General features: G+C 61.2%; 20 protein-coding genes. 14 read left to right on the top strand and 6 right to left on the bottom strand.

Going from position 1 to position 21959, the window contains the following annotated elements:
- Positions 1-34: 34 nt before the first annotated feature.
- From D3870_RS00675 to D3870_RS00685, 3 genes are all read left to right on the top strand, one after another.
- Positions 35-610, top strand: a complete 576-nt coding sequence (locus D3870_RS00675; RefSeq protein ID WP_119741485.1) for a pyridoxamine 5'-phosphate oxidase family protein — start codon at positions 35-37, stop codon at positions 608-610.
- A gap of 130 nt (positions 611-740) precedes the next feature.
- Complete coding sequence (locus D3870_RS00680; protein ID WP_119735818.1) at positions 741-1469, top strand: AzlC family ABC transporter permease; 729 nt, start codon at positions 741-743, stop codon at positions 1467-1469.
- Positions 1466-1789 (top strand): AzlD domain-containing protein, encoded by a 324-nt coding sequence (locus D3870_RS00685; RefSeq protein ID WP_119735820.1) that lies wholly within the window; start codon positions 1466-1468, stop codon positions 1787-1789. Before D3870_RS00680 ends, D3870_RS00685 begins: the two co-directional genes overlap by 4 nt.
- A 103-nt stretch (positions 1790-1892) precedes the next feature.
- On the opposite strand, the gene D3870_RS00690 is transcribed toward D3870_RS00685, so the two are convergent.
- The 4 genes from D3870_RS00690 to D3870_RS00720 form a co-directional block, all read right to left on the bottom strand.
- On the bottom strand, positions 1893-2270 hold the full coding sequence (locus tag D3870_RS00690; protein WP_119735821.1) for a VOC family protein: 378 nt from the start codon (positions 2268-2270) through the stop codon (positions 1893-1895).
- 584 nt (positions 2271-2854) lie between these two features.
- Positions 2855-3364: a DUF2199 domain-containing protein gene (locus tag D3870_RS23195; RefSeq protein WP_119735825.1), complete on the bottom strand. Its 510-nt coding sequence runs from the start codon at positions 3362-3364 to the stop codon at positions 2855-2857.
- A gap of 387 nt (positions 3365-3751) precedes the next feature.
- Positions 3752-4225, bottom strand: a complete 474-nt coding sequence (locus D3870_RS00710; RefSeq protein ID WP_119735829.1) for a hypothetical protein — start codon at positions 4223-4225, stop codon at positions 3752-3754.
- A 196-nt stretch (positions 4226-4421) separates the two neighbouring features.
- Positions 4422-4967, bottom strand: coding sequence for an SET domain-containing protein (locus tag D3870_RS00720; protein ID WP_119735833.1), 546 nt, complete (start codon positions 4965-4967; stop codon positions 4422-4424).
- Between the two features lie 144 nt (positions 4968-5111).
- Between D3870_RS00720 and mnmC the strand changes: the two genes are divergently transcribed.
- The 8 genes from mnmC to D3870_RS00770 all read left to right on the top strand — a co-directional run bounded on the left by mnmC (position 5112) and on the right by D3870_RS00770 (position 18455).
- Positions 5112-7046, top strand: a complete 1935-nt coding sequence (mnmC, locus tag D3870_RS00725; RefSeq protein ID WP_119735834.1) for a bifunctional tRNA (5-methylaminomethyl-2-thiouridine)(34)-methyltransferase MnmC2/FAD-dependent 5-carboxymethylaminomethyl-2-thiouridine(34) oxidoreductase MnmC1 — start codon at positions 5112-5114, stop codon at positions 7044-7046.
- An 80-nt stretch (positions 7047-7126) separates the two neighbouring features.
- A complete protein-coding gene (locus D3870_RS00730) occupies positions 7127-9475 on the top strand; it encodes an AsmA family protein (protein WP_147375677.1) in 2349 nt (782 codons plus the stop codon).
- Positions 9476-10147: 672 nt separating this feature from the next.
- Complete coding sequence (locus D3870_RS00745) at positions 10148-12070, top strand: PrkA family serine protein kinase (RefSeq protein WP_119735841.1); 1923 nt, start codon at positions 10148-10150, stop codon at positions 12068-12070.
- Positions 12071-12243: 173 nt separating this feature from the next.
- Positions 12244-13512, top strand: a complete 1269-nt coding sequence (locus D3870_RS00750) for a YeaH/YhbH family protein (RefSeq protein WP_119735842.1) — start codon at positions 12244-12246, stop codon at positions 13510-13512.
- Entirely contained in the window at positions 13509-15077 is a 1569-nt protein-coding gene (locus D3870_RS00755; RefSeq protein WP_119735844.1) for a SpoVR family protein, read from the top strand. Before D3870_RS00750 ends, D3870_RS00755 begins: the two co-directional genes overlap by 4 nt.
- Positions 15078-15430: 353 nt before the next feature.
- Complete coding sequence (locus D3870_RS22610) at positions 15431-16156, top strand: DUF4142 domain-containing protein (protein WP_242489808.1); 726 nt, start codon at positions 15431-15433, stop codon at positions 16154-16156.
- A gap of 55 nt (positions 16157-16211) precedes the next feature.
- Positions 16212-16661: a ferritin-like domain-containing protein gene (locus D3870_RS00765; RefSeq protein WP_119735846.1), complete on the top strand. Its 450-nt coding sequence runs from the start codon at positions 16212-16214 to the stop codon at positions 16659-16661.
- A 141-nt stretch (positions 16662-16802) separates the two neighbouring features.
- Entirely contained in the window at positions 16803-18455 is a 1653-nt protein-coding gene (locus D3870_RS00770) for an NAD(P)/FAD-dependent oxidoreductase (RefSeq protein WP_119735848.1), read from the top strand.
- Positions 18456-18666: 211 nt separating this feature from the next.
- Here the strand turns inward: D3870_RS00770 and D3870_RS00775 are convergent, their stop codons facing one another.
- Entirely contained in the window at positions 18667-19986 is a 1320-nt protein-coding gene (locus D3870_RS00775) for a hypothetical protein (protein ID WP_147375678.1), read from the bottom strand.
- Between the two features lie 74 nt (positions 19987-20060).
- Positions 20061-20432 (bottom strand): DUF488 domain-containing protein, encoded by a 372-nt coding sequence (locus tag D3870_RS00780; RefSeq protein WP_119735851.1) that lies wholly within the window; start codon positions 20430-20432, stop codon positions 20061-20063.
- Positions 20433-20599: 167 nt separating this feature from the next.
- Between D3870_RS00780 and D3870_RS00785 the strand changes: the two genes are divergently transcribed.
- The 3 genes from D3870_RS00785 to D3870_RS00795 all read left to right on the top strand — a co-directional run bounded on the left by D3870_RS00785 (position 20600) and on the right by D3870_RS00795 (position 21956).
- Positions 20600-20944, top strand: a complete 345-nt coding sequence (locus D3870_RS00785; protein WP_119735853.1) for a hypothetical protein — start codon at positions 20600-20602, stop codon at positions 20942-20944.
- Between the two features lie 73 nt (positions 20945-21017).
- Entirely contained in the window at positions 21018-21311 is a 294-nt protein-coding gene (locus tag D3870_RS00790; protein WP_119735855.1) for a DUF1294 domain-containing protein, read from the top strand.
- 33 nt (positions 21312-21344) lie between these two features.
- A complete protein-coding gene (locus tag D3870_RS00795; RefSeq protein ID WP_119735857.1) occupies positions 21345-21956 on the top strand; it encodes a glutathione S-transferase family protein in 612 nt (203 codons plus the stop codon).
- Positions 21957-21959 lie beyond the last annotated feature (3 nt).

The raw sequence follows: 21959 nt of genomic DNA on the forward strand, positions 1-21959 counted from the left end.
TTTCGACATCGCCACCATCGACGCCCTGGAAGTCATGTTCGGCGCGCCCGGCGAGGCATCGCTGCTCAAGGAACGCGACCATATCGATGCCAGCTACCGCGCGCTGATCGAGGCGTCGCCCTTTCTCGCGCTGGCCACCTGCGGGCCGCACGGCATGGATTGCTCGCCGCGCGGCGACCCGCGCGGGCTGGTGCGCGTGCGCGATGAAAAGACGATCATCCTGCCCGACCGGCGCGGCAACAACCGCCTCGACAGCCTGCGCAATGTCGTGCACAACCCGCAGCTGGCGCTGTTGTTCCTGATCCCGGGGCTGGGCGAAACGGTGCGCGTCAACGGCCGCGCCGTCATCAGCGCCGATCCGGCCTTGCTGGCGGAATATGAAATGGATGGCAAGCTGCCGAAAGTCGCGCTGGTGATCACGGTCGATGCCGTGTACTTCCAGTGCAGCCGCGCGGTGCTGCGCGCCGAGCTGTGGAATCCGGCAAGGCACGCCGATCCATCCACGCTGCCCACGCCCGGCAGAATCCTGGCGGAGGCGAGCGCATCCCGCATCGACGCCGCGCGCTACGACCGCGAACTCGCGGGGCGGATCAAGGACTCGCTGTATTGAAGCGGCGTCCGGGCCTGGCACTGCCCGTTGCCGCAAGGTACGCATCGCCGACGGGCGCAAGTCCGTCCAAGCGCAACGCGCCGCATGGCATTACCATGTCGCTCGAACGAGTTCAAACAAGGTTTGCGTGATGTCCCACCCCACCCGCACAAGCAGTTTCGCCGCCGGCGCGCGCGACACGCTGCCGATGATGATCGGCGCCGCGCCCTTCGGCATCATCTTCGGCACGCTGGTCGCGTCCGGTCCGCTGGCCGCATGGCAGGGGCAGTTGATGTCGATGAGCGTGTTCGCCGGCTCCAGCCAGTTCATCGCGATCGGTCTGGTGGCCGCGCATGCCGGCATGCTGGTGATCTGGTTCACCACCTTCATCGTCAACCTGCGCCACATGCTGTACGCCGCCACGCTGCTGCCGCATGTCGCGCACCTGAACGCGCGCTGGCGGCTTGCGCTCGGTTTCCTGCTGACGGATGAAACCTTCGCGGTGATGAACGGCTATTACCGCCGCCATCCCGATGCGCCGCTCGGCCACTGGTATTTCCTCGGTTCGGGCCTTTCGATGTACATCAACTGGCAATTGTGGACGCTGGTGGGCCTGCTGTTCGGTGCGGTCTTTCCGCAGCTGCAGACGCTCGGCCTCGATTTCGCGATGGTCGCGACCTTCATTGCCATCGTGGTGCCGCAGTTGAACAACATGCCGAGGTTTGCCGCCGCGCTGGCGGCCGGCATCTGTGCCTGGGTGTTCCGCGATTTGCCGTACAAGCTCGGCCTGCTGTCCGCCGTGCTGGCCGGCGTGACGGTCGGCATCTCGCTGCTGCACTGGCGCGCCAAGGGCGACGTCGAACGGGAGGGCGCGGCATGAGCTACACGTGGATGATCATCGGCATGGCGCTGGTAACCGCGTTCATCAAGGCGGCCATCTTCATGCTCGGCGACCGCATCGTGTTCCCGCCGCTGCTGAAGGAGGCGCTGAGCTTCGTGCCGGTCACCGTGCTGACCGCGATCATCGTGCCGATGGTGCTGGCGCCGCATGGCGGCGGGATGGAGCTGACCTGGCGCAATCCGCAACTGGTGGCATCAATCGCGGCGGTGGCGGCATGCGCGGTGACCAGACGACAGCTGCTGATCATCGTGGTCGGCCTGGGCGTGTTCTTCGGCTGGCAGTTGGGGGTGCTGGGGTAGAACGCTTCGGGTTGGAGGCTTTTTGCGCAGCCTCAATGTTTGACATGAGGAGCGGCCGCAAGTGGGCGAAGCCCGCTTGTGGACGCCCCCCTCGATGGAAGGATCAGGTCTCGGGTTCGTTGCAAACCACTTCGATGTTGTGCCCGTCCGGACCAATGACGAAAGCTGCATAGTAGTTCGCGTGGTAGTGCGGGCGCAGACCAGGCGCACCATTGTCTTTGCCACCCGCCGCCAGAGCCGCGCGATAGAAAGCTTCGACCTGCTGGCGATTCTCGGCCGTGAACGCCAAGTGAAGATGCGCCGGCTTCTCCTCGGTTTGGAACATGCACAATGAAACCTTACCATCTGGTGGGCTCAGCTCGACACCGTACGTCGGCACCCCCTCCGAGACAACAGCTACGCCGAGCGGTTCGAGTGCCTTGAGGAAGAACGCTTTGCTCGCTGCATAGTCGCTGACGCCGAATTTGACGTGGTCAAACATGAGTTCTCCTGAAGTGTGTGGGCCTGTGCGAGGCATAACGTTGGAGATGACCGGCGGCCAGTAGGCCGGCCAAGCCAGCCGATAGGACGTCCGTGTCGATTGACCTGTTAGCCGTCATCGCTGTGATGCGTCCAGGCTGCGTGGCAACGAGAACTGCCCTGACTTTCCGTGCAGGGTTGGCGGATACGACGCCGCTCGCCACGATCCGGACCTTGCCCTTCCCAATGGGCGTGAGAGTGACTCGAAGGGAGGCGACGCCGTCACCAAATGGGAGCTTGGGTTCTATTGAAGCCACAACTACTGGCGCAGAATCCGTCGCCTTCGGATCACGCAGCCACTCCACGATGATTCGAGACGTCACGTGCTCAAAGCCGGAATTCACAACGATCACTCGATAGCGTCCGGAGTCATTGCCGTTCTCCCAATAGCCTCCGGAAGCTACGCTTTCCACCTCGGGTGTTAGGTAGCTCTGAGCAAATGCGCCAAGAGGCAAGAACAGCAGGAGCAGGATGGCTCTGAACATGACGGCTAACGTGCAAGCTCAGCGGGCGGCGAAGCCGTCTGCTGGAGCGAAGGGTTATGGCTCATTTGTGCCCCCGAACGGCAAGAACCTCGTGATACCTAGAGTTTGACATTCCGCTCGCAGCCTCGCGCGCGAAGCGATGGTCCTCGCCTTCAGTGAATGAGAGAGTCGGCCTCTGGCCACTAGGTCCAAACTGAATGCTGACCGGTAGCCCGACGGTTTCTCCGTAGGCGGCAACTTCATTGGAAAGCAGTCCCGAAGCTGGCGGTTCTGCCGATCCGTCTGCTTCGTAGATTTCTAGGTATCGGTTGAAAACGGGCCAATCGACTTCTGCCCATACACCCCAGCCGTAGTAGCCTGGCTGGTCAATGAAGCTGATTGGCAACAAGCAGCGAATGAAGTACCTCTCGCCCATTTGGCAGAGGTCGCTAGTCCACTTGGAATGCTGATCGCGCTCAGACTCAGGAATCGCCCAGACGACATCCGGCAACGTGAACGCTGTGTCAGTAGACAGGCCGCCGTGGGACTGCCCGCAAACGGAACAAACGAAAGATTCGGCTGAGTTAATCATGAGTCATAACTAGATTTATACAGCACGATTCGTCCTTATAACGCGGCGCCTGCTGTATAACGTGACGCCGAAGGAATGGCAGAAAGCCGCGCCGTTTCTGGCTTTCACGGCATCGAACGCAATTTTGAACAGTATTGAACAAACCATAAAAAGCGGCAAGCCGTACTTGCCTGCTCCGCCTTCCTTCTCCGCCAACAACGCATTCAAATTCGCCAGCCTGTTCAGCGGCGCCAGCGGTCGCAGACATGTAATGCCCACGCGGATGATCTCGGGTGACGAAATGATGGGGTGCTGGGGTGGAGGCGCTTCGGAAGCGTCATTGCTGCTGAGCAGGGAGCGGCGGCTTGCCGACGCGAGTCGGCTCGAGCGGCTGGTTAGCCATCGTTTTCACTTTGGGATCTTCGCAAATGCATTTCCAAGCGCCTCTGTGACGTATTCAGACAAAACCGCCTCGGACGCCGCGCGCATCTCCGCACCCACGGCGGTTTGCCTTTCAGCCACTTTTTCCGCGTACTTTGATGCGCGCCCATCTGCGGCCAGTGAGGTCAGCTCCTCCACTGAGAAGTTCTTAGCGTATGCATTCGCAAGGTTCTTATTCCAGCGTGCTTGAAATCGAGGAAGAGACGCCTGCAACTCCTTTGAGAGGCTGGCCTTCGCACCGTCAGCCCCGAGCTTTGACACGAGCATGGCGAATGTTTGAGTCCGCGTTGCCGTCGCGAAAGACATGTTCGACAAGTTGTCGCCGAGACGTTGTCGCGAAACAAACTCGAGCGCGGCCTCTTGTGCCGAAGGTGCTGCGAGTGCGGAGGCCGCCAAGACGGTGAGTGAGAGAAGCGCGGCAAGGTAGCGTTGGTTATTCATGGGTTCTGGGTTTTTAAATGTAAACGAGTTCGCGGCCAATGGTGCTCGTCTGCGTAGCCTCTTCCCTCGCCAGAAACGCCTTCAAATTTGCCAGCTTGTTCTGCGTATCGGTCTCGACAAACCGGACCGCGACGGACTTTCGCCGAAGTGACGTTGAACACGCGCCGCTCCCGCCGTGCTTCAAACGCGCCAAGCCTCAGCGCTTCTTCGGCGCCAGCATGGTGCCGCGGCACGTCGCCGCGCCGCACAGGCACTGGTAGCTGCGCTTGAGCTTCGCCGTGTGGCGTTCGTCGAGCACCAGCCCGTAGTCGTAGTTGAGTTCCTCGCCGCGCTTGATGTCGCGCAGGGCGTAGATGAAGATGCGCTTGTTCTCTTCGCGCGCCTCGCAGTTTGGCGCGCAGGCATGGTTGATCCAGCGCGCATCGTTGCCCTGGCTGCCGCCGTCGATCACGCGGCCGCTCTCGAGGCTGAAGAAGAAGGTGTGGGTGGAATCCGGATTGCTGGCGTTGTGGCGGCGATCCGCCTCCTTCCAGCTGACGCGCTCGCCTTCGTACTCGATGATCTGCGTTCCCGCCGCGATCTTGCGGGCCGCGAACACGCCCCTGCCGTGGATTCTGGAATCCCTGACGCTGTAGAGCGGCTTGCCGGATGGTGCATGGGGCGTCGCGTTGGGCGCGGCGTTGGGCGTTGCATCGGGTGCGGTTTCGGCTGTGGCGGGCGGGGTGCGGTCGGAAGGTGTCATGGTGTGCGGGCGGATAAGAACGCGCGGTTGCGGGCGGGTTGAGGATGCAAGCCCGCTATTATCCTCAACTCTCCCCGCGAAAGCCATCACCGGCTGTGCGCGGCGCATCGCTACAATGACGGTTCCCGTCACGACCCCTTCATCATGCCCGGCGCTCCTCTGATTCCCGCTGAACTTTCCTTCGTCGACGGCGTGCCGTACTCCGCCGCGTTCGGCGATGTCTATCACTCCGCCGATGGCGGGCTGGCGCAGGCGCGTCACGTCTTTCTGGGCGGGAACCGGCTTCCGGCGCGCTGGCGCGAACGCGCCCGCTTCGTCATTCTGGAAACCGGCTTCGGGCTGGGACTGAATTTTCTCGCGACCTGGGCCGCCTGGCGCGATGATGCGCACGCTGCGCAACGCGCGCCGCAACTGCACTACGTGGCGATCGAAAAGCATCCGTTTGTCGTCGATGACCTGTGGCAATTGCATGCGCTGTGGCCGGAGCTGGCCGAGCTGTCGGCGGCGTTGCGTGCGGCATGGCCGCCGCTGGTGCCGGGCTTTCACCGGCTGCTGCTGGACGAGGGGCGGGTCGTGCTGACGCTGGTGTTCGGCGACATCGCCGATTGCCTGCCGCAGATCGATGCCGGCGTCGATGCGTTCTATCTCGACGGCTTTGCGCCGAGCAAAAATCCCGACATGTGGTCGCCTGACATATTGATGTGGCTCAAGCGGCTGGCCGCGCCGGAGGCGACGCTGGCGACTTACACGATATCGGCGGCGGTGCGGCGAGCGCTGACGCAGGCAGGCTTTATCTGGGAGCGTGCGCCGGGCTTCGGGCGCAAGCCGGAGATGCTGGTTGCGCACTTCGCGCCGCGCTGGCCGATTCCGCCGCGCCGCGCCGCCGGCGCACGCAAGGCCATCGTCATCGGTGCGGGACTGGCGGGCAGCGCCGTCTGCGAACGGCTGGCCGCACGCGGCTGGCGGGTGACGCTGATCGAGCGCCATGCGCACGCCGCGCAGGAAGCCTCCGGCAATCTGGCCGGCATCGCGATGCCGCTGCTGTCGAAGGACGACAACCTGACCTCGCGCCTGACGCGCGCGGCCTATCTGTTTACCTTGCATCTGTGGCGGCGCATGGGCGGCATCGGCCGCGCGTTTTCCGGCGAGGCTTGCGGCGTGCTGCAACTGGCCGCCGATGCCGGCGATGCGCAGGCGCAACGCGACACGGCGGAGCGCTGGCGCTATCCCGCCGCCTACGTGCAATGGCTGGATGCCGACAGCGCGGCATCACTGCTCGATGGCGAACGCTCGCTCGGCGGCTGGCTGTTTCCGCAAGGTGGCTGGGTCCGTCCGGCAAGTGTCTGTCACGCATTGCTTGCCGCCTGTCATGACCGGCTGACAACGCATTTCGGCACCAGCGTGGCCCGGATCGAACGCGTCGACGGCATCTGGCAGGTATACGACAACCATGGCGCAATGATTGATCAAGCGCCGACCCTCGTTCTCGCCAATGGAACTAATGCAACTTTTCTGCCTCAGACGAAAACGCTTCCGCTGTCCGCGATTCGAGGACAGGTAACGCATCTGGCCGCCGCGACGCTGCCCGTGTTGCCGGTGGTAGTGTGCGGTGAAGGCTATCTGACACGGCCGGTGGAAGGGGCGGACGGCGTGTGCTGCATTGGTGCTTCATACGATTTCGATGACGACCCGCAACTGCGGCGCGACAGCCACGAGGGGAATCTTGCGCGGCTGGCACAGATTCTTCCGCACGCAGCACAAGGCGTGCGCGATGCCGCCCTCGCGGGCCGGGTCGGCTTCCGCTGCGTCACGCCGGATCGTTTGCCGCTGGTCGGTGCCTTGCCGGATGCGGCCTTGGTGATCGGCGGCAGCCGGTTGCGGGATGTGCCGCGCCTGCCGGATGTGTACGGCGTGCTCGGCTATGGTTCGCGCGGCTTGATCTGGGCCTCGTTCGCCGCCGAGTTGCTGGCCTCGCAACTGGAAGGCGAGCCCTTGCCGATCGAACAGGAACTGGCTGCCGGGCTCGATCCCGCGCGATTCGCATTGAAGACGCATCGCCGCAAGGGTGACGCTGCCTGAACGCGTTTCGTTGCCGGGAGGCAGGCGCAGGCAGACTTTCAATGCGGTAGTGCCAGTAGTGGTTTTTCCGGGGAGAAGTGATGCCAAAAGTCGTCAAGTATGTTGCGATCGGAGTCGCCGCATTGATTGCCTTGCTGGTGATCGGGGCCGGCATCATTGCCGCGACCTTCGACCCCAACGACTACAAGCCGCAACTCATCAAGCTGGTGCAGGAAAAGAAGCAGCGGACGCTGACCATTCCCGGCGACATCACCCTGAGTTTCTTTCCGAGGATAGGTGCGGATCTCGGCAAGGTCAGTATTTCCGAACGCAACAACAGCAGTGAGTTCGCCGCGGTCGAGAGCGCCAAACTGTCGCTGGCGCTGATCCCGCTGCTGAAGAAAGAATATGTGGTCGATCGGGTGCGCGTCGATGGTTTGCGCGCCAACATTCGCAAGTTCAAGGACGGCACGACCAATTTCGACGACTTGCTGGCGAAGGATGGCAAGGACGAGCCCGGGGAGGCGCTCAAGTTCGATATCGACAGCATCGAGGTCAACAATGCCTACCTCGTCTACGATGATCAGCAGCAATCGCGCCGCATCGAACTTGCCAAGGTGAACCTGGAGACCGGCAAGATCGCCAACGGCGTGCCGAGCAAGCTGCACCTGAATGCGCTGGTGCGCGCCAACAATCCGGAAGTCAATGCCAGCGTCGCTGTGAAGAGCGGCTTCACGATGGATCTCGAACAGAAGCATTACGTGCTGAAAGGGCTCGATACCGAGATCAAGGGTAATCTGCTCGGCTTCACCGACACGCGGATCAAGCTTGCGGGCGATGCCGACATGAAGCCGGACAGCAAGCAGTTCGCGCTCGACAGCATCAAGCTCGCCGCCGCCGGCAAGCGCGCGGCACAGCTTCTCGACGCCCGACTCGACATTCCGAAACTCGTGATGACCGATGCGCAAGTGACGGGCGGCAAGATCAGCGGCGACGCGAAACTGGTCGAGGGCGCGCGCACCGTCACCGCGACCTTTGCCGCGCCCTCGTTCGAGGGCTCGCCGCAGGCGTTCAAGGTGGCGTCGATGGTGCTCGATGCCGTGATCAAGGACGCCAGACTGGATGCGAAGGCGAAACTTTCCGGCACCCTGACCGGCGATATCGGCAAGATGCTGTTCACCTCGCCGCAGCTCGCGCTCACCCTCGCGGGCAGGCAGGGCGACACCGCGCTCAACGGCACGCTGACCACACCGCTGTCGGCCGACATGGACAAGAAGATCATCGATCTCTCCAACATCGCCGCCAGCTTCACGCTGCCCAACCCGGCCGGCGGCACGCTCGCGCTCAAGGCCGGTGGCAACGCCAGCGCCAACCTCGGCAAGGAAACGGTGACGGCCAACCTGAAAGGCAGCCTCGACGAAAGCGCATTCGACGCCAAACTCGGCCTCGCGAAATTCTCGCCGGCGGCCTACACCTTCGACATCGGCATCGACCGCATCGACCTCGACCGCTACAAGGGCAAGCCGGCTGCCGGCACGCCTGCCGCGAAATTGGCAGGACCGGAAAAGCCGATGGACCTGTCCGCGCTGAAGGACTTGAACGCGAGCGGCAGCGTGCGGGTCGGCATGCTGAAGGCGGCCAACGTCCGCGCCGCCAACGTGCGCGCCACCCTGCATGCCGGCGGCGGCAAGCTCGACGTCAATCCGCTCGCCGCCAATCTGTACGGCGGCAGCGTCGGCGGGCAGCTGTCGGCCACGACAGCCAGCCCGACGCGCTTCGCGGCGCGGGCGAACATGAGCGGCGTCAACATCGGCCCCATGCTGAAGGACGCGCTGCAAAAGGATTCGATCATCGAAGGCCGCGGCAACGTGATGCTCGACGTGGCCACCAGCGGCGGCCTCGTCGCGCAGATCAAGAAAGGACTGAACGGCACGGCGCGGCTCGAACTGCACGATGGCGCGGTGAAAGGCATCAACATCGCGCAGGCGATCCGCAGCGCGAAGGCGAAAATCGGCACGATCCGCGGCGATGCGCCGGCGCAGAGCGGCACCGGCTCGGCGGAGGAACGAACCGATTTCAGCGAAATGACGGGCAGCTTCCGCATCGCCAACGGCGTCGCGCACAACGAGGACCTCAACCTCAAGTCGCCGCTGGTTCGCGTCGGCGGCGCAGGCGACATCAACATCGGCGAAGACCGGCTCGACTATCTGGTCAAGGCGACGGTGGTCTCGACCCTGAAAGGTCAGGGCGGCCCCGAGCTGCAGGCGCTCAAGGGCGTGACCATCCCCGTCAAGCTGGCGGGGCCGTACACGGCGATCGACTGGCACATCGATTTCGCCGGCATGGCGGGCGAGCTGGCGAAGCAGAAGCTCGACGAGAAGAAGGGCGAGTTGAAGGAAAAGGCGCAGAAGCAGCTGGGGGACAAGTTCAAGGGCTTGTTCGGGAAGTAGAGCGCGCAAGAAAACGCCAGCGTCATCGCAGCCGCGTACATCGCACACATCGGGCACAGGGCGCGCTTCAATGCCGATTCGGTACGGCGGCATGGAACGACACTCCGATTTCCGCACAATGATGATGCGTCAGAAATACTGCGGGCGATAAATTGGCGAATCGCAACTGCACGCTGACAAGTGCGAACGCTGACCGCATGCGCGGTCTGATCGAATGTCTCAAATGCAAGAACATCACTGTCGCGCGATTGCGACATGCATGATGCGATGTGATTGGAAAGATATGAAAGCGCAAGGCTTTCATGCTTGAAGCGGCAAGTTCGCATGCACTTTTCTTGTGCGAACTCTTCATGCGATGCATCACTGTGCGACGCCTGTGTTTCCTCGCATTTCGGGAGTGGAATATGCACCGGAATGCACCGTCAAGATCGCATGAACATGCGGAAAAATTCTTGCGGCGGAAACCAAAAAAATACCACAAAAAAATCCGTTTGCATGCGCGATTTTGAAGGCGATTTTTGATCGTTCGATCGCGCGCAAAAATAATCTTCCTTAGCCACAAATCGTCTATCGCCTCGCGGAAACTTGGCGTAGTATGAAATTGCGGAGTGGAAATTTATCGCTCGATCCGACGGTGTCAATGGCTGCTTGTTTTCTAGCAAAGGGGGCTTCATGAAAATCTTTGACAACTACGCAGCGCGGTATGAGCGGACCAGGGAGGAAGAGTATTCCCTGCAGGAGTATCTCGAGCTGTGCAAGCGCGACCGGCTTGCATACGCCAGCGCCGCCGAGCGCATGCTGGAGGCGATCGGCGAACCCGAGTTGCTCGACACGCGTCACGATTCTCGTCTGTCGCGCATCTTCGCCAACAAGGTCATCAAGATCTATCCGGCCTTCCGCGAGTTCTACGGCACGGAGGAAGTGATCGAGCAGGTCGTGTCCTACTTCCGTCACGCCGCGCAGGGACTCGAGGAGCGCAAGCAGGTGCTCTACCTGCTGGGTCCGGTCGGCGGCGGCAAGTCCTCGATCGCGGAAAAGCTGAAGCAGCTGATGGAGCAGGTTCCGTTCTACAGCATCAAGGGTTCGCCGGTGAACGAATCGCCGCTCGGTCTCTTCAGCGAAGAGGAGGACGGCGCGATCCTCGAAGAGGATTACGGCATTCCGCGCCGCTATCTCAAAACCATCCCGAGTCCGTGGGCCGTCAAGCGCCTGCATGAATTCAACGGCGACATCAATCAGTTCCGCGTGGTCAAGCGCTATCCTTCGGTGCTGAAGCAGATCGGCGTGTCGAAGACCGAGCCGGGCGACGAGAACAACCAGGACATTTCCTCGCTGGTCGGCAAGGTCGATATCCGCAAGCTGGAAAGTTATTCGCAGGACGATCCCGATGCGTATAGCTACTCGGGCGGCCTGTGCCTCGCGAACCAAGGCTTGATGGAATTCGTCGAGATGTTCAAGGCGCCGATCAAGGTGCTGCATCCTCTGCTGACGGCGACGCAGGAAGGCAACTACAAGGGCACCGAAGGTTTCGGCGCGATCCCGTTCGACGGCGTGGTGCTCGCGCACTCCAACGAGTCGGAGTGGAAAACCTTCCGCAACAACAAGAACAACGAAGCCTTCCTCGACCGCATCTACATCGTCAAGGTGCCGTACTGCTTGCGCGTGTCGGAGGAAATCAAGATCTATGAAAAACTGGTGCGTACCTCGTCATTGTCGCAGGCGCCGTGCGCGCCCGGCACGCTGAAGATGATGGCGCAGTTCGCGGTGCTGTCGCGCGTGAAGGAGCCGGAGAATTCCAACATCTTTTCCAAGATGCAGGTGTACGACGGCGAGAACCTGAAGGACACCGACCCGAAGGCGAAATCGCGCCAGGAGTATGTCGATTACGCCGGCGTGGATGAGGGCATGAACGGTCTCTCGACCCGCTTCGCGTACAAGATCCTGTCCAGGGTCTTCAACTTCGACAACACCGAAGTCGCGGCCAATCCGGTGCACCTGCTGTACGTGCTGGAGCAGCAGATCGAGCGCGAGCAGTTCCCGCCCGAGACCGAGCAGAAGTATCTCTCGTACATCAAGGAGTATCTCGCGCAGCGTTACGTCGAGTTCATCGGCAAGGAAATCCAGACGGCCTACCTCGAAAGCTATTCCGAGTACGGCCAGAACATCTTCGACCGCTACGTGACATTCGCCGACTACTGGATACAGGATCAGGAGTTCCGTGATCCGGACACCGGCGAGAGTTTCGACCGCGATTCGCTGAACAACGAGCTGGAGAAGATCGAGAAGCCGGCGGGCATTTCGAATCCGAAGGACTTCCGCAACGAGATCGTCAACTTCGTGCTGCGCGCGCGGGCCCAGAACAACGGCAAGAATCCGGTCTGGACCAGCTATGAAAAACTGCGCACGGTGATCGAGAAGAAGATGTTCTCGAATACGGAAGAACTGCTGCCGGTGATTTCCTTCAATGCGAAGGCCAGTGCGGACGATTCGCACAAGCACCAAGAGTTCGTGGCGCGCATGGTGGAGAAGGGGTATACGGCGAAGCAGGTGCGGCTGCTGTGCGAGTGGTATCTGCGGGTACGGAAGTCGTCGTAGGCTGATTTGCTCCTCCCCCTTCAAGGGGGAGGTTGGGTGGGGGATGGGTTTTCGAGGCAATCGAGACTCGCCAAACCCATCCCCTCCCCAGCCCTCCCCTTGAAGGGGAGGGGGTGCCAAGCAGTTTTTGGATTCAACGTGAAACATCGCGTTTCACCCTGGCAGGAGGCACTGTGGCTCACCTCATAGACCGGCGTCTGCAGGGGAAGAACAAGTCCGCGGGCAACCGCGAGCGCTTCCTCCGCCGCCACAAGGGACAAATCAAGGAAGCCGTTGCACGTGCCATCAAGGGCCGTTCGATCACCGACATGGAGAAGGGCGAGAAGGTCTCGATTCCGGTCAAGGACATCAACGAGCCGAACTTCGGCCACGCGCGCGGCGGCATCTGGGAAACGGTCAGCCCCGGCAACGAGGAATACCAGGCGGGCGACCAGCTGCAGCGGCCCAAGGGCGGCGGCAGCGGACAGGGCAAGGGCAAGGCCGGCAACAGCGAGGAAACCAGCGAGGACGATTTCGTGTTCGAGCTGTCGCAGGAAGAATTCATGCAGTACTTCTTCGAGGACCTGGAGCTGCCCAACCTCGTCAAGACGCAGCTGCAGGCCGTTACCGAGTTCAAGCAGCAGCGCGCCGGCTACACGATCTCCGGCACGCCGTCCAACATCCACGTGCTGCGCTCGCTGCGCGGCGCGCTCGGACGCCGCATCGCGGTCGGCGGCAATGCGCGCGGCCGGCTGCAGGAAGCCGAGGACGAGCTGGAGCAATTGCAGCGCACCGCCTTCGAGGACGACCATCGCATGCTGGCGCTGAAGAATGAAATCGCCGCGCTGCGCAGCCGACTGGCCGCGATTCCCTTCCTCGATCCGATCGACCTGCGTTACAGCAACCGCATCAAGGTGCCGAAGCCGACCAGCCAGGCGGTGATGTTCTGCGTGATGGACGTGTCCGGTTCGATGGATCAGCAGAAGAAGGATGCCGCCAAGCGCTTCTTCATCCTGCTCTACCTGTTCCTGCAGCGCGCCTACGAAAAGATCGAGGTGGTGTTCATCCGCCATCACACGCAGGCGGCGGAAGTCGACGAGAACGAATTCTTCAATTCGCGCGAATCGGGCGGCACGGTGGTGTCGTCGGCGCTGAATCTGCTGGCGAAGGTCATGCACGAGCGCTATGCCAGCAGCGACTGGAACGTCTACGTCGCCCAGGCCTCCGACGGCGACAACTGGGACACCGATTCCGCCACCTGCCGCGAGCTGCTGGTCAACACCATCATGCCGGCAGTGCAGTACTACGCCTATGTCGAGATCACGGAGGGCGAGCCGCAGAACCTGTGGGAGGAATACACGAAGATACCGGACGAGCATCCGCACTTCGCGATGCAGAAGATCGCATCGCCGGCGGATATCTATCCCGTGTTCCGTGAACTGTTCAGGAAGCAAGAGACATGACCGCGACCGCCATCGAAAAAGCCGCAGGGAAGTCTGCGCATGCAAAAACCGACGCGCCGTTCCGTCTGCCGGAGCAATCGGAGTGGACCTTCGAACTGATCGAGCAGATCCACGAGGAAATCCGCCGCGTGGCCGCCAGCTTCAAGCTCGACACCTATCCGAACCAGCTCGAGATCATCACCGCCGAGCAGATGATGGATGCCTATGCCTCGGTGGGCATGCCGGTGTCCTACAACCACTGGTCCTTCGGCAAGCAGTTCCTGGCCACCGAGAAAAGCTACAAGCGCGGACACATGGGGCTGGCGTACGAGATCGTGATCAATTCCAATCCCTGCATCGCCTATCTGATGGAGGAAAACAGCCTGACCATGCAGGCGCTGGTGATCGCGCATGCATCCTATGGTCACAATTCCTTCTTCAAGGGTAACTACCTGTTCCGCACCTGGACCGATGCCGACGCGATCATCGACTACATGCTGTTCGCGAAGAATTACCTCGCCGAATGCGAACGGCGCCACGGCATCGATGCGGTGGAGGAATTGCTCGATTCCTGTCATGCCTTGCAAAACTACGGCGTCGATCGGTACAAGCGTCCGGCCAGGTTGTCGATCGCGGAAGAGAAGGAGCGCCAGGCGGAACGCGAACGCTATCTGCAATCGCAGGTCAACGACTTGTGGCGCACGCTGCCGCGCCGCGAGGAAGTGGTGGCGGCAGAACACGACAAGCGCTTTCCGGAAGAACCGCAGGAAAACCTGCTGTATTTCATCGAAAAGCACGCGCCGCTGCTGGAACCATGGCAGCGCGAAGTGGTGCGCATCGTGCGCAAGATTTCGCAATACTTCTATCCACAGCGTCAGACGCAGGTGATGAACGAGGGCTGGGCGACGTTCTGGCACTACACCATCCTCAACCAGTTGTATGACGAAGGCGTGGTCGGCAACGGCTTCATGATCGAGTTCCTGCAAAGTCATACCAATGTCGTCACCCAGCCGCCGGTCACGAGCAAGTATTACAGCGGCATCAATCCGTATGCGCTCGGCTTTGCGATGATGCGCGACATTCGCCGCATCTGCGAAGCGCCGACCGCGGAAGACCGGCACTGGTTTCCGGACATCGCCGGCAGCGACTGGCTGACGACGCTGGACTTTGCGATGCGCAACTTCAAGGATGAAAGTTTCATCGCGCAATATTTGTCGCCCAAGTTGATCCGCGATTTCCATTTCTTCGCGGTGCTGGACGACGACAGAAATGAAAAACTTTCCGTCTCCGCCATTCACGACGACAACGGTTATCGCTATCTGCGGGAGCAGCTTGCGGGCCAGTACAACCTCGGCAACCGTGAACCCAACATCCAGGTGTGGTCGGTCAACACGCGCGGCGACCGCTCGCTGACGCTGCATCACAATCAGTATCAGCGACGCCCCCTGAACAAGCAGACCGACGAAGTGTTGAAGCATGTTGCGCGGCTGTGGGGCTTCGACGTGGTGCTGGAAACGGTTGATCCGCAGGGCACGGTGTTGAACACGCAGGAATGCAAAAGCGACAAGAAGCCCCGGGTCAATTGATGATGTTCAACAGCCGCAGCGACCGGCCATTCCGGCCATTCCGGTTGCTGCGGCAAAGCCGGCAGGGATAGGGCTTGCCACACAGCGTACGGAAATTCATCGCGGGCAAATGTTCATGACGAGCTATCCTTCATGAAGACCGCGCCGCCCGCAACTTCTCCTCTGTAATTCTTTCACGCTCGCGGCACGCCGCTCCATCATTTTTTCTCCATGCCGCTCCCGATCGGGGAACCAAAGCGGCATTGCGCGTTTCTCTCTCTCATCGCAGTCTCCGGCATGCATGTTGCACTTGTGTGTCACCGGATGAAGCAAGAAGATGGCGCTCGCCATCGCAGTCGCAAAGGAGAACCCTCATGTTGAATCGTGAATATTTCCCGCACGTGTTCGGCGCCGCCACGCTGGTCCTTGTCTTCGGCGCGGCCTCCGTGCATCCGCAGCCCGCGCCGCCGAATGCGGCAGGAGCCACCAAGTCGCAGGGCTCGACCGTGCAAGGCACATTCGGCGCACAGCCGTGGACGGATACCAGCGGCACCTCGGCGAGCGGTGCGTCCGCCGCCGGAACCGGCGCAAGTGGTACTGATGCGGCTGCCGGCAAACTGGGCAAGGCCGACCGCGAGCTGATGCGCGCGATGGCGCATGTCAACCTCGCGGAAATCGAGGCCGGAAAAATGGCGCAGAGCAAATCGAAGAATCAGCAGATTCTTCGTTACTCGCAGCAAATGATCGACGATCACACCAAGGCTCAGGGCGAATTGCAGAGCCTGGCCGACGCCAAGGGCATGAATCTGCCGAGTGCGCCTGACAAGAAGCGGCAGGACATGCTGAAGAAACTGGGCGCGCTGTCGGGTGCGGCATTCGACAGCGCCTACATGGCGCAGGGCGGCGTGAATTCTCACAAGGAAAGTCATGAGATGCTGCAGGCCGCGCAAACCCGCGCCACCGATCCCGAACTGAAGGCGCTGGCCGGGAAGGCGTTGCCGACCGTGGATCAGCACCTGAAGATGGCGCAGGATGTGAAAAGCGGCAAGGGCGGTGGCGCTACGGTTTCTGGCGCATCCGGCAGCTCGGGCGTGCAATGATCGGATGCATGGGCATGGCATCAATGCATGACGTCGCGTTGGCAAGGAGCAATCCATGGATAACGATGAAATCGCTGCCGTACTGAACGACCTGATCGAAACCTGCAAGGATGGCGAGGCCGGTTTCCGGACCTGCGCCGACGACGTGAACGCGCAGCAGCTCAAGATCTTCCTGCAAAACCGCGCGCAAAGCTGTGCGTCGGCCGCCGAGGATTTGCAGCAACTGGTGCGTACCTTCGGCCGCGTTCCGGAAACGCGGGGTGGGCTGGGCGGCGTATTGCATCGCCGCTGGATCGATGTCAAATCGCTGCTCACGAGCCACGACGCGGCACCGGTGCTGGAAGAGTGCGAACGCGGTGAAGATGTGGCCGAGCAGAATTACCGCAATGCGCTGGAAAAGAAGCTGCCGCCCGACGTGCGCGCCATCGTCGAGCGTCAGTATCAGGGCGTGCTGCGCAATCGCGAGCAGGTCAGAAAACTGCACGAGCAGTATCGGACCGCTTGAGTTTGTGCGACCACTTCGGGGAATGGCTTGCGAGTAAAATAGCGCCTTGCCCGTTGCCGCATATCCTTGCGGCAACGGGCTTCCGCTCCACAGCGCCCTTGCCTTGCCGGCAAGCACGCCATTCAAGCCTCACCCGGAACCATGCTGCGACTGACCCAAGTACACCTCCCGCTCGACCACGCCGACTCTGCGATCACGGATGCCATCCTCGCACGATTGCAGATCGGACAAGACCGGCTGATCGATTACACCATTTTTCGCCGCGGCTACGATGCGCGCAAGCGCAGCGCGATCACGCTGGTGTACACGCTCGATGTGAACGTGAAGGACGAGGCGGCGCTGTTGCTGAAATTCAAGGGCGTGCCGGATATTGTCGTCGCGCCGGACACCACGTACCAATTCGTCACGCAGGCGCCGGCCGCGCTTGTCGATGCGGCGCGCCGACCGGTCGTGATCGGCACCGGGCCGTGCGGCATTTTTGCCGGATTGATTCTGGCGCAGATGGGCTTTCGCCCCATCATTCTCGAACGCGGCAAGGCCGTGCGCGAACGCACCAAGGATACCTGGGACCTGTGGCGCAAGCGCGAACTGCATCCGGAATCGAACGTGCAGTTCGGTGAAGGCGGCGCCGGCACTTTTTCCGACGGCAAGCTGCACAGCCAGATCAAGGACCCGAAGCATTACGGCCGCAAGGTGCTGACCGAATTCGTGAAGGCCTATGCGCCGCCGGAAATCCTCTACGTCAGCAAGCCGCACATCGGTACCTTTCGCCTCGTCAAGATGCTGCAGGAAATGCGCGCGACGATCGAATCGCTGGGCGGCGAATTCCGCTTCCAGAGCAAGGTGGTCGATCTCGACATCGACAAGGAGCAAGTTCGCGGCGTGGTACTGGCCGGCGGCGAAACCATCGCGACCGATCACGTGGTGCTCGCGGTCGGCCACAGCGCGCGCGACACGTTTCAAATGCTGTACGAGCGCGGCGTCTACCTCGAAGCCAAGCCCTTCTCGATCGGCTTTCGCGCCGAGCATCCGCAGTCGCTGATCGACCGCGCGCGCTTCGGCAACTTCGCCGGCCATCCTCTGCTCGGTGCGGCCGATTACAAGCTGGTGCATCACGCGAAGAACGGCCGCTCGGTGTACAGCTTCTGCATGTGCCCCGGCGGCACCGTGGTGGCCGCGACCTCGGAGCCGGGGCGCGTGGTCACCAACGGCATGAGCCAGTATTCGCGCAACGAGCGCAACGCCAACAGCGGCATCGTGGTCGGCATCACGCCCGACGACTATCCGGGCCATCCGCTGGCCGGCATCGCCTTCCAGCGCGAGCTGGAGTCGCGCGCCTACGTACTGGGCGGCAGCAACTACGATGCGCCGGGCCAGCTCGTCGGCGACTTCATCGCGGGCACGGCCTCCACCGAATTCGGTTCCGTGCAGCCCTCGTACAAGCCGGGTGTGCGCCTGGGCGATCTCGGCCCCAGCCTGCCCGAATATGCGATCGAGGCGATCCGCGAAGCGCTGCCGGCATTCGACCGCCAGATCAAGGGCTATGCGATGCGCGACGCGGTGCTGACCGGCGTCGAGACGCGCACCTCGTCGCCGGTGCGCATCAAGCGCCAAGACAACTTCCAGAGCATGAACACGAAAGGCCTGTTCCCCGCGGGAGAGGGCGCGGGCTACGCCGGCGGCATCCTGTCCGCCGCGGTCGACGGCATCAAGGTCGCCGAAGCGGTCGCCTTGAGCATGACCGGCAGCACCGACGCGCACGGCGGCGCGCATGCCGGACCGCAAACCTATTGATTCGAGGAAGGCATCCTGCGCATGGATGAGCGGGATGCATGGAGGGTGGCGCGGATCAAGACGATGACCAATCTCGATGAGGCTCGCCGCAACATTTTCCGGTCGCCGGTCGTCATTGTAGCGATCACCAGGACGGACAGGTCAGGACGGTCCGATGGATCAAATGTGGTCCAGGCAATCCGTCACACCTGCTGTCAATACCCGGCTGTGGTCACGACTGATTCCTGGGTTCATATTGCGCCCATAGCGTCGCTCCACCTTTCGGGTCTTCGATCAAGCTGCCGTCTGTCGGATCGCACAAGTAGCCTTTTTGCCAAGGCGGGCACACCTGCTCTCCCCCAAACCAGAAATGTACGTGCTGCTGAACCTGGGAATCATCTCGATTCCTGTATATCCACCGCAATTCGGCACCAGTCAAGGCACGATTCTTCACCTCCCTCGCATCGCCCTGACTCGATCGATCCCCGTTTTTTCCGCGGTGGTTTTTGAGAACAACGGATTGCATGTCCAGCCCGTCGAGAACGAAATGAACATGCTTGTGCGCCACCTTTGTAGCCCAATGCAAACCGCCTTTCACTTTGCGACGAACGGCTTCATTGGTGTCCGCGCCGTCTACTGCTGACTTGTACTTTTCATGATTCGTCAGGGCTTTTATGAAATTGGCCTCATCAGAAGGGACCCAGGCCTTTCTTTTTTCGACCGACAGGACACGATAGTCGTCTATTCGTTCTGAACGAGGTCCCTCTCCTTTCTCTGGCTTGAATGGGCCCTGATCGATGTACCACTTCCGACCTACCCCAAACTCGCCTTTCTCGATTCCATAAACCAGATCACCGGGTTGGAATTTCCGCTCTTGCCATCCGCCGTTGTCGGCCATGACCGGGGCGGCGCCAGCAACGAGATGATGATGTGCGGTACTTGAGGCTTCTGGCTCGCTTGCTGCACTCTCGCCATGCGATCCCCACGTCAGGATGTTGAATCGCGTAGCGTCCGTTTTCTTGTTGAGAAGACGCCTGGATAAGGTGTGATTGCTTGCGGTACGCTCGCGCTCTTCGCGCTCTTGCTTCAGTTGCTTGCCGATCCGTGGCCGTTGCGCCTGCCTTTTATGTGATTCAAAGCTTCGCATGCTGGAAAGTGACTTGTGATGACTTGATCTCGTTTCGGATTGTGAACCGTCCTGCTGTTCCGCCAGCGTGTTCTGCGCGTCTGTCTCAGATGTTGAAGGCAATGCGGGAAGAGGCTTGCCTTGAAACAATGCCATATCGATTTGACCAACTCCTGCCGCCATTGCTTCAGGCTGTTCTGCAGGTATTGGTGGCAGATCTTTTTCAAGACCCTTGTCAGGATCCTTGTTGCGGTTTCTCTTGTGCCGGGAGAAAAGCCATGCGGCAGAGCCCTGTGAATTTGCCCGCCTTTCAGGCGCGGCATTCGGCAGAGCCGCCGTATCGTGAGCGGCAGTGCGTTCGGGAGTTCTTCGATGAGTCTGCGAAATTTGAAGGTTGAACCCAATCCCTAGAAGCGATATGCGCATTTGTATTTACCAAAGGTTGCGAAAAAGGATCACTACACCCTGTGTAGGTGGCCAAATAAAGCAAAGGGTTCCATTCAAACAATTCCCAGCAACACATTGCGCAAGGCGACCGCATCGTTGTGCGCTTCGTCATGGGCGGCATAGATGAGCGTAATCCGGCTCTGCCTCGCCATGTTCCGCAATCGGTCGAGCTGCTCGCCGTGTTGCCGCAATTCCTCCGCATAGCGGCTGCAGAACTCCTGCCAGCGCGCCGGATCGTGACCGAACCACTTGCGCAGTTCGGTGCTGGGTGCCAGTTCCTTGAACCATTGATCGAGCGCCGCCGCCTCCTTCGATATGCCGCGCGGCCACAGCCGGTCCACCAGCACGCGGATGCCGTCGTCCGCCTCGACCGGGGCATAAGCGCGCTTCAACTTGATGTTGCCAACCGGAATTCGCGTGTGCATCGTCGCCACCTCGTCATGTGCCTGTCGTCGAATGGGACTCGCGATCCCTTGCTTTTGTTCGGCATGGTCGGGCCGCCGGCACGCTATGATCGATTGCGTCACCGCCGCGGGCGGTGCATATTGCCGAGCGACACCCGCAGGCGGGCCGTAGAGGAGGCATCGACATCATGGGCAATTCCGACGACACCAATCCTGTTGCCGACCAACCGCGCAAGCCGCTTCCCCAGGGATATCGGCAGGGGCTCATCACGGCGATCACGGTCCTGCTCGGTTTTTCACTGGGCTTCTTCCGCTTCTGGGGCTTCGAGGCACCGGGCATGTGGACGTGGCGCTCCATCATTCCGGCCACGGCGCTGATGGTGGCCGTGATGCTGCAAACCATCGCCTTGTATCGCGCCTTGCGTCTCGAGGATGACGAGGAACGCGAATATCGCAAGACCGTCGCATGGTTCATCGCCTCCGCCGTGGCGCTGGTGGCCGGATTGATATTGGCGGCGCTGGAAATCGCCTGAATCGAAGCGGAGCGTCAACTGCTATGATCGTTCTCCATTCGAACAAGGAGATGCTCCACCGAGCGTGTTTTCAATGCCGCACCATCTGCTTCTGTCCGTCGTGATCATGCTTTACCTGGCCGCCAGTGCTGCCGCATTCATTGCCTATGCACTGGACAAGTCGGCGGCGAGAAACGGCCGCCGGCGAATACGGGAAAACACGCTGCACCTGTTTGCCATCCTGGGCGGCTGGCCGGGCGCGCTGATCGCGCAGCGGCTCTTGCGTCACAAGTCGCGCAAACCGTCTTTTCAAACTGCCTTCCGGGCGACCGTCATGCTCAATTGCGGTGCGCTCGGCGGGTTCCTGTACGCAGCCGGCACCCTGTGAAGGCGCGCCGCATTCACCGTCGAAAGGAAGCGCATGGTCAAGGTGTATGGCGATATTCAATCCGGGAATTGCTACAAGATCAAATTGCTGATGTCCCTGCTCGGCATCGCGCATGAATGGATTCACGTCGACATCCTGAACAAGGAAACGAAGGCGGACACCTTCCTCGCGATGAATCCGAACGCGAAGATTCCCGTTCTTGAAATAGAGCGCGGCACCCATCTCTGGGAGTCGAACGCGATCCTGAACTATCTCGCCGAAGGCACGGTCTTCCTGCCGGATGACAGATTGCAGCGGGCGCGCGTGCTGCAGTGGCAGTTCTTCGAGCAATACAGCCACGAACCCTATGTGGCCGTCGCGCGCTTCATCGCGAAGTATCTTGGTTTGCCGGAGGCGCGGCGGGCGGAATTCCTGTCGAAGCAGGAAGGCGGCCACAAGGCGCTGCGCGTGATGGAAACGCAGTTGCGGCAGACGCCGTATCTGACCGGCGATCAATACACCATCGCCGATGTCTCGCTGTATGCCTACACGCATGTGGCCGACGAAGGCGGCTTCGACCTTTCGCTGTATCCGGCCATCTCGCGCTGGCTCGCGCGCATCGCGGACCAGCCGCGGCATGTGACGATCGCACAACTGACGGCGTGAGGA

Origin of the sequence: Noviherbaspirillum cavernae, from assembly GCF_003590875.1 — a bacterium.
Classification (GTDB): domain Bacteria; phylum Pseudomonadota; class Gammaproteobacteria; order Burkholderiales; family Burkholderiaceae_D; genus Noviherbaspirillum; species Noviherbaspirillum cavernae.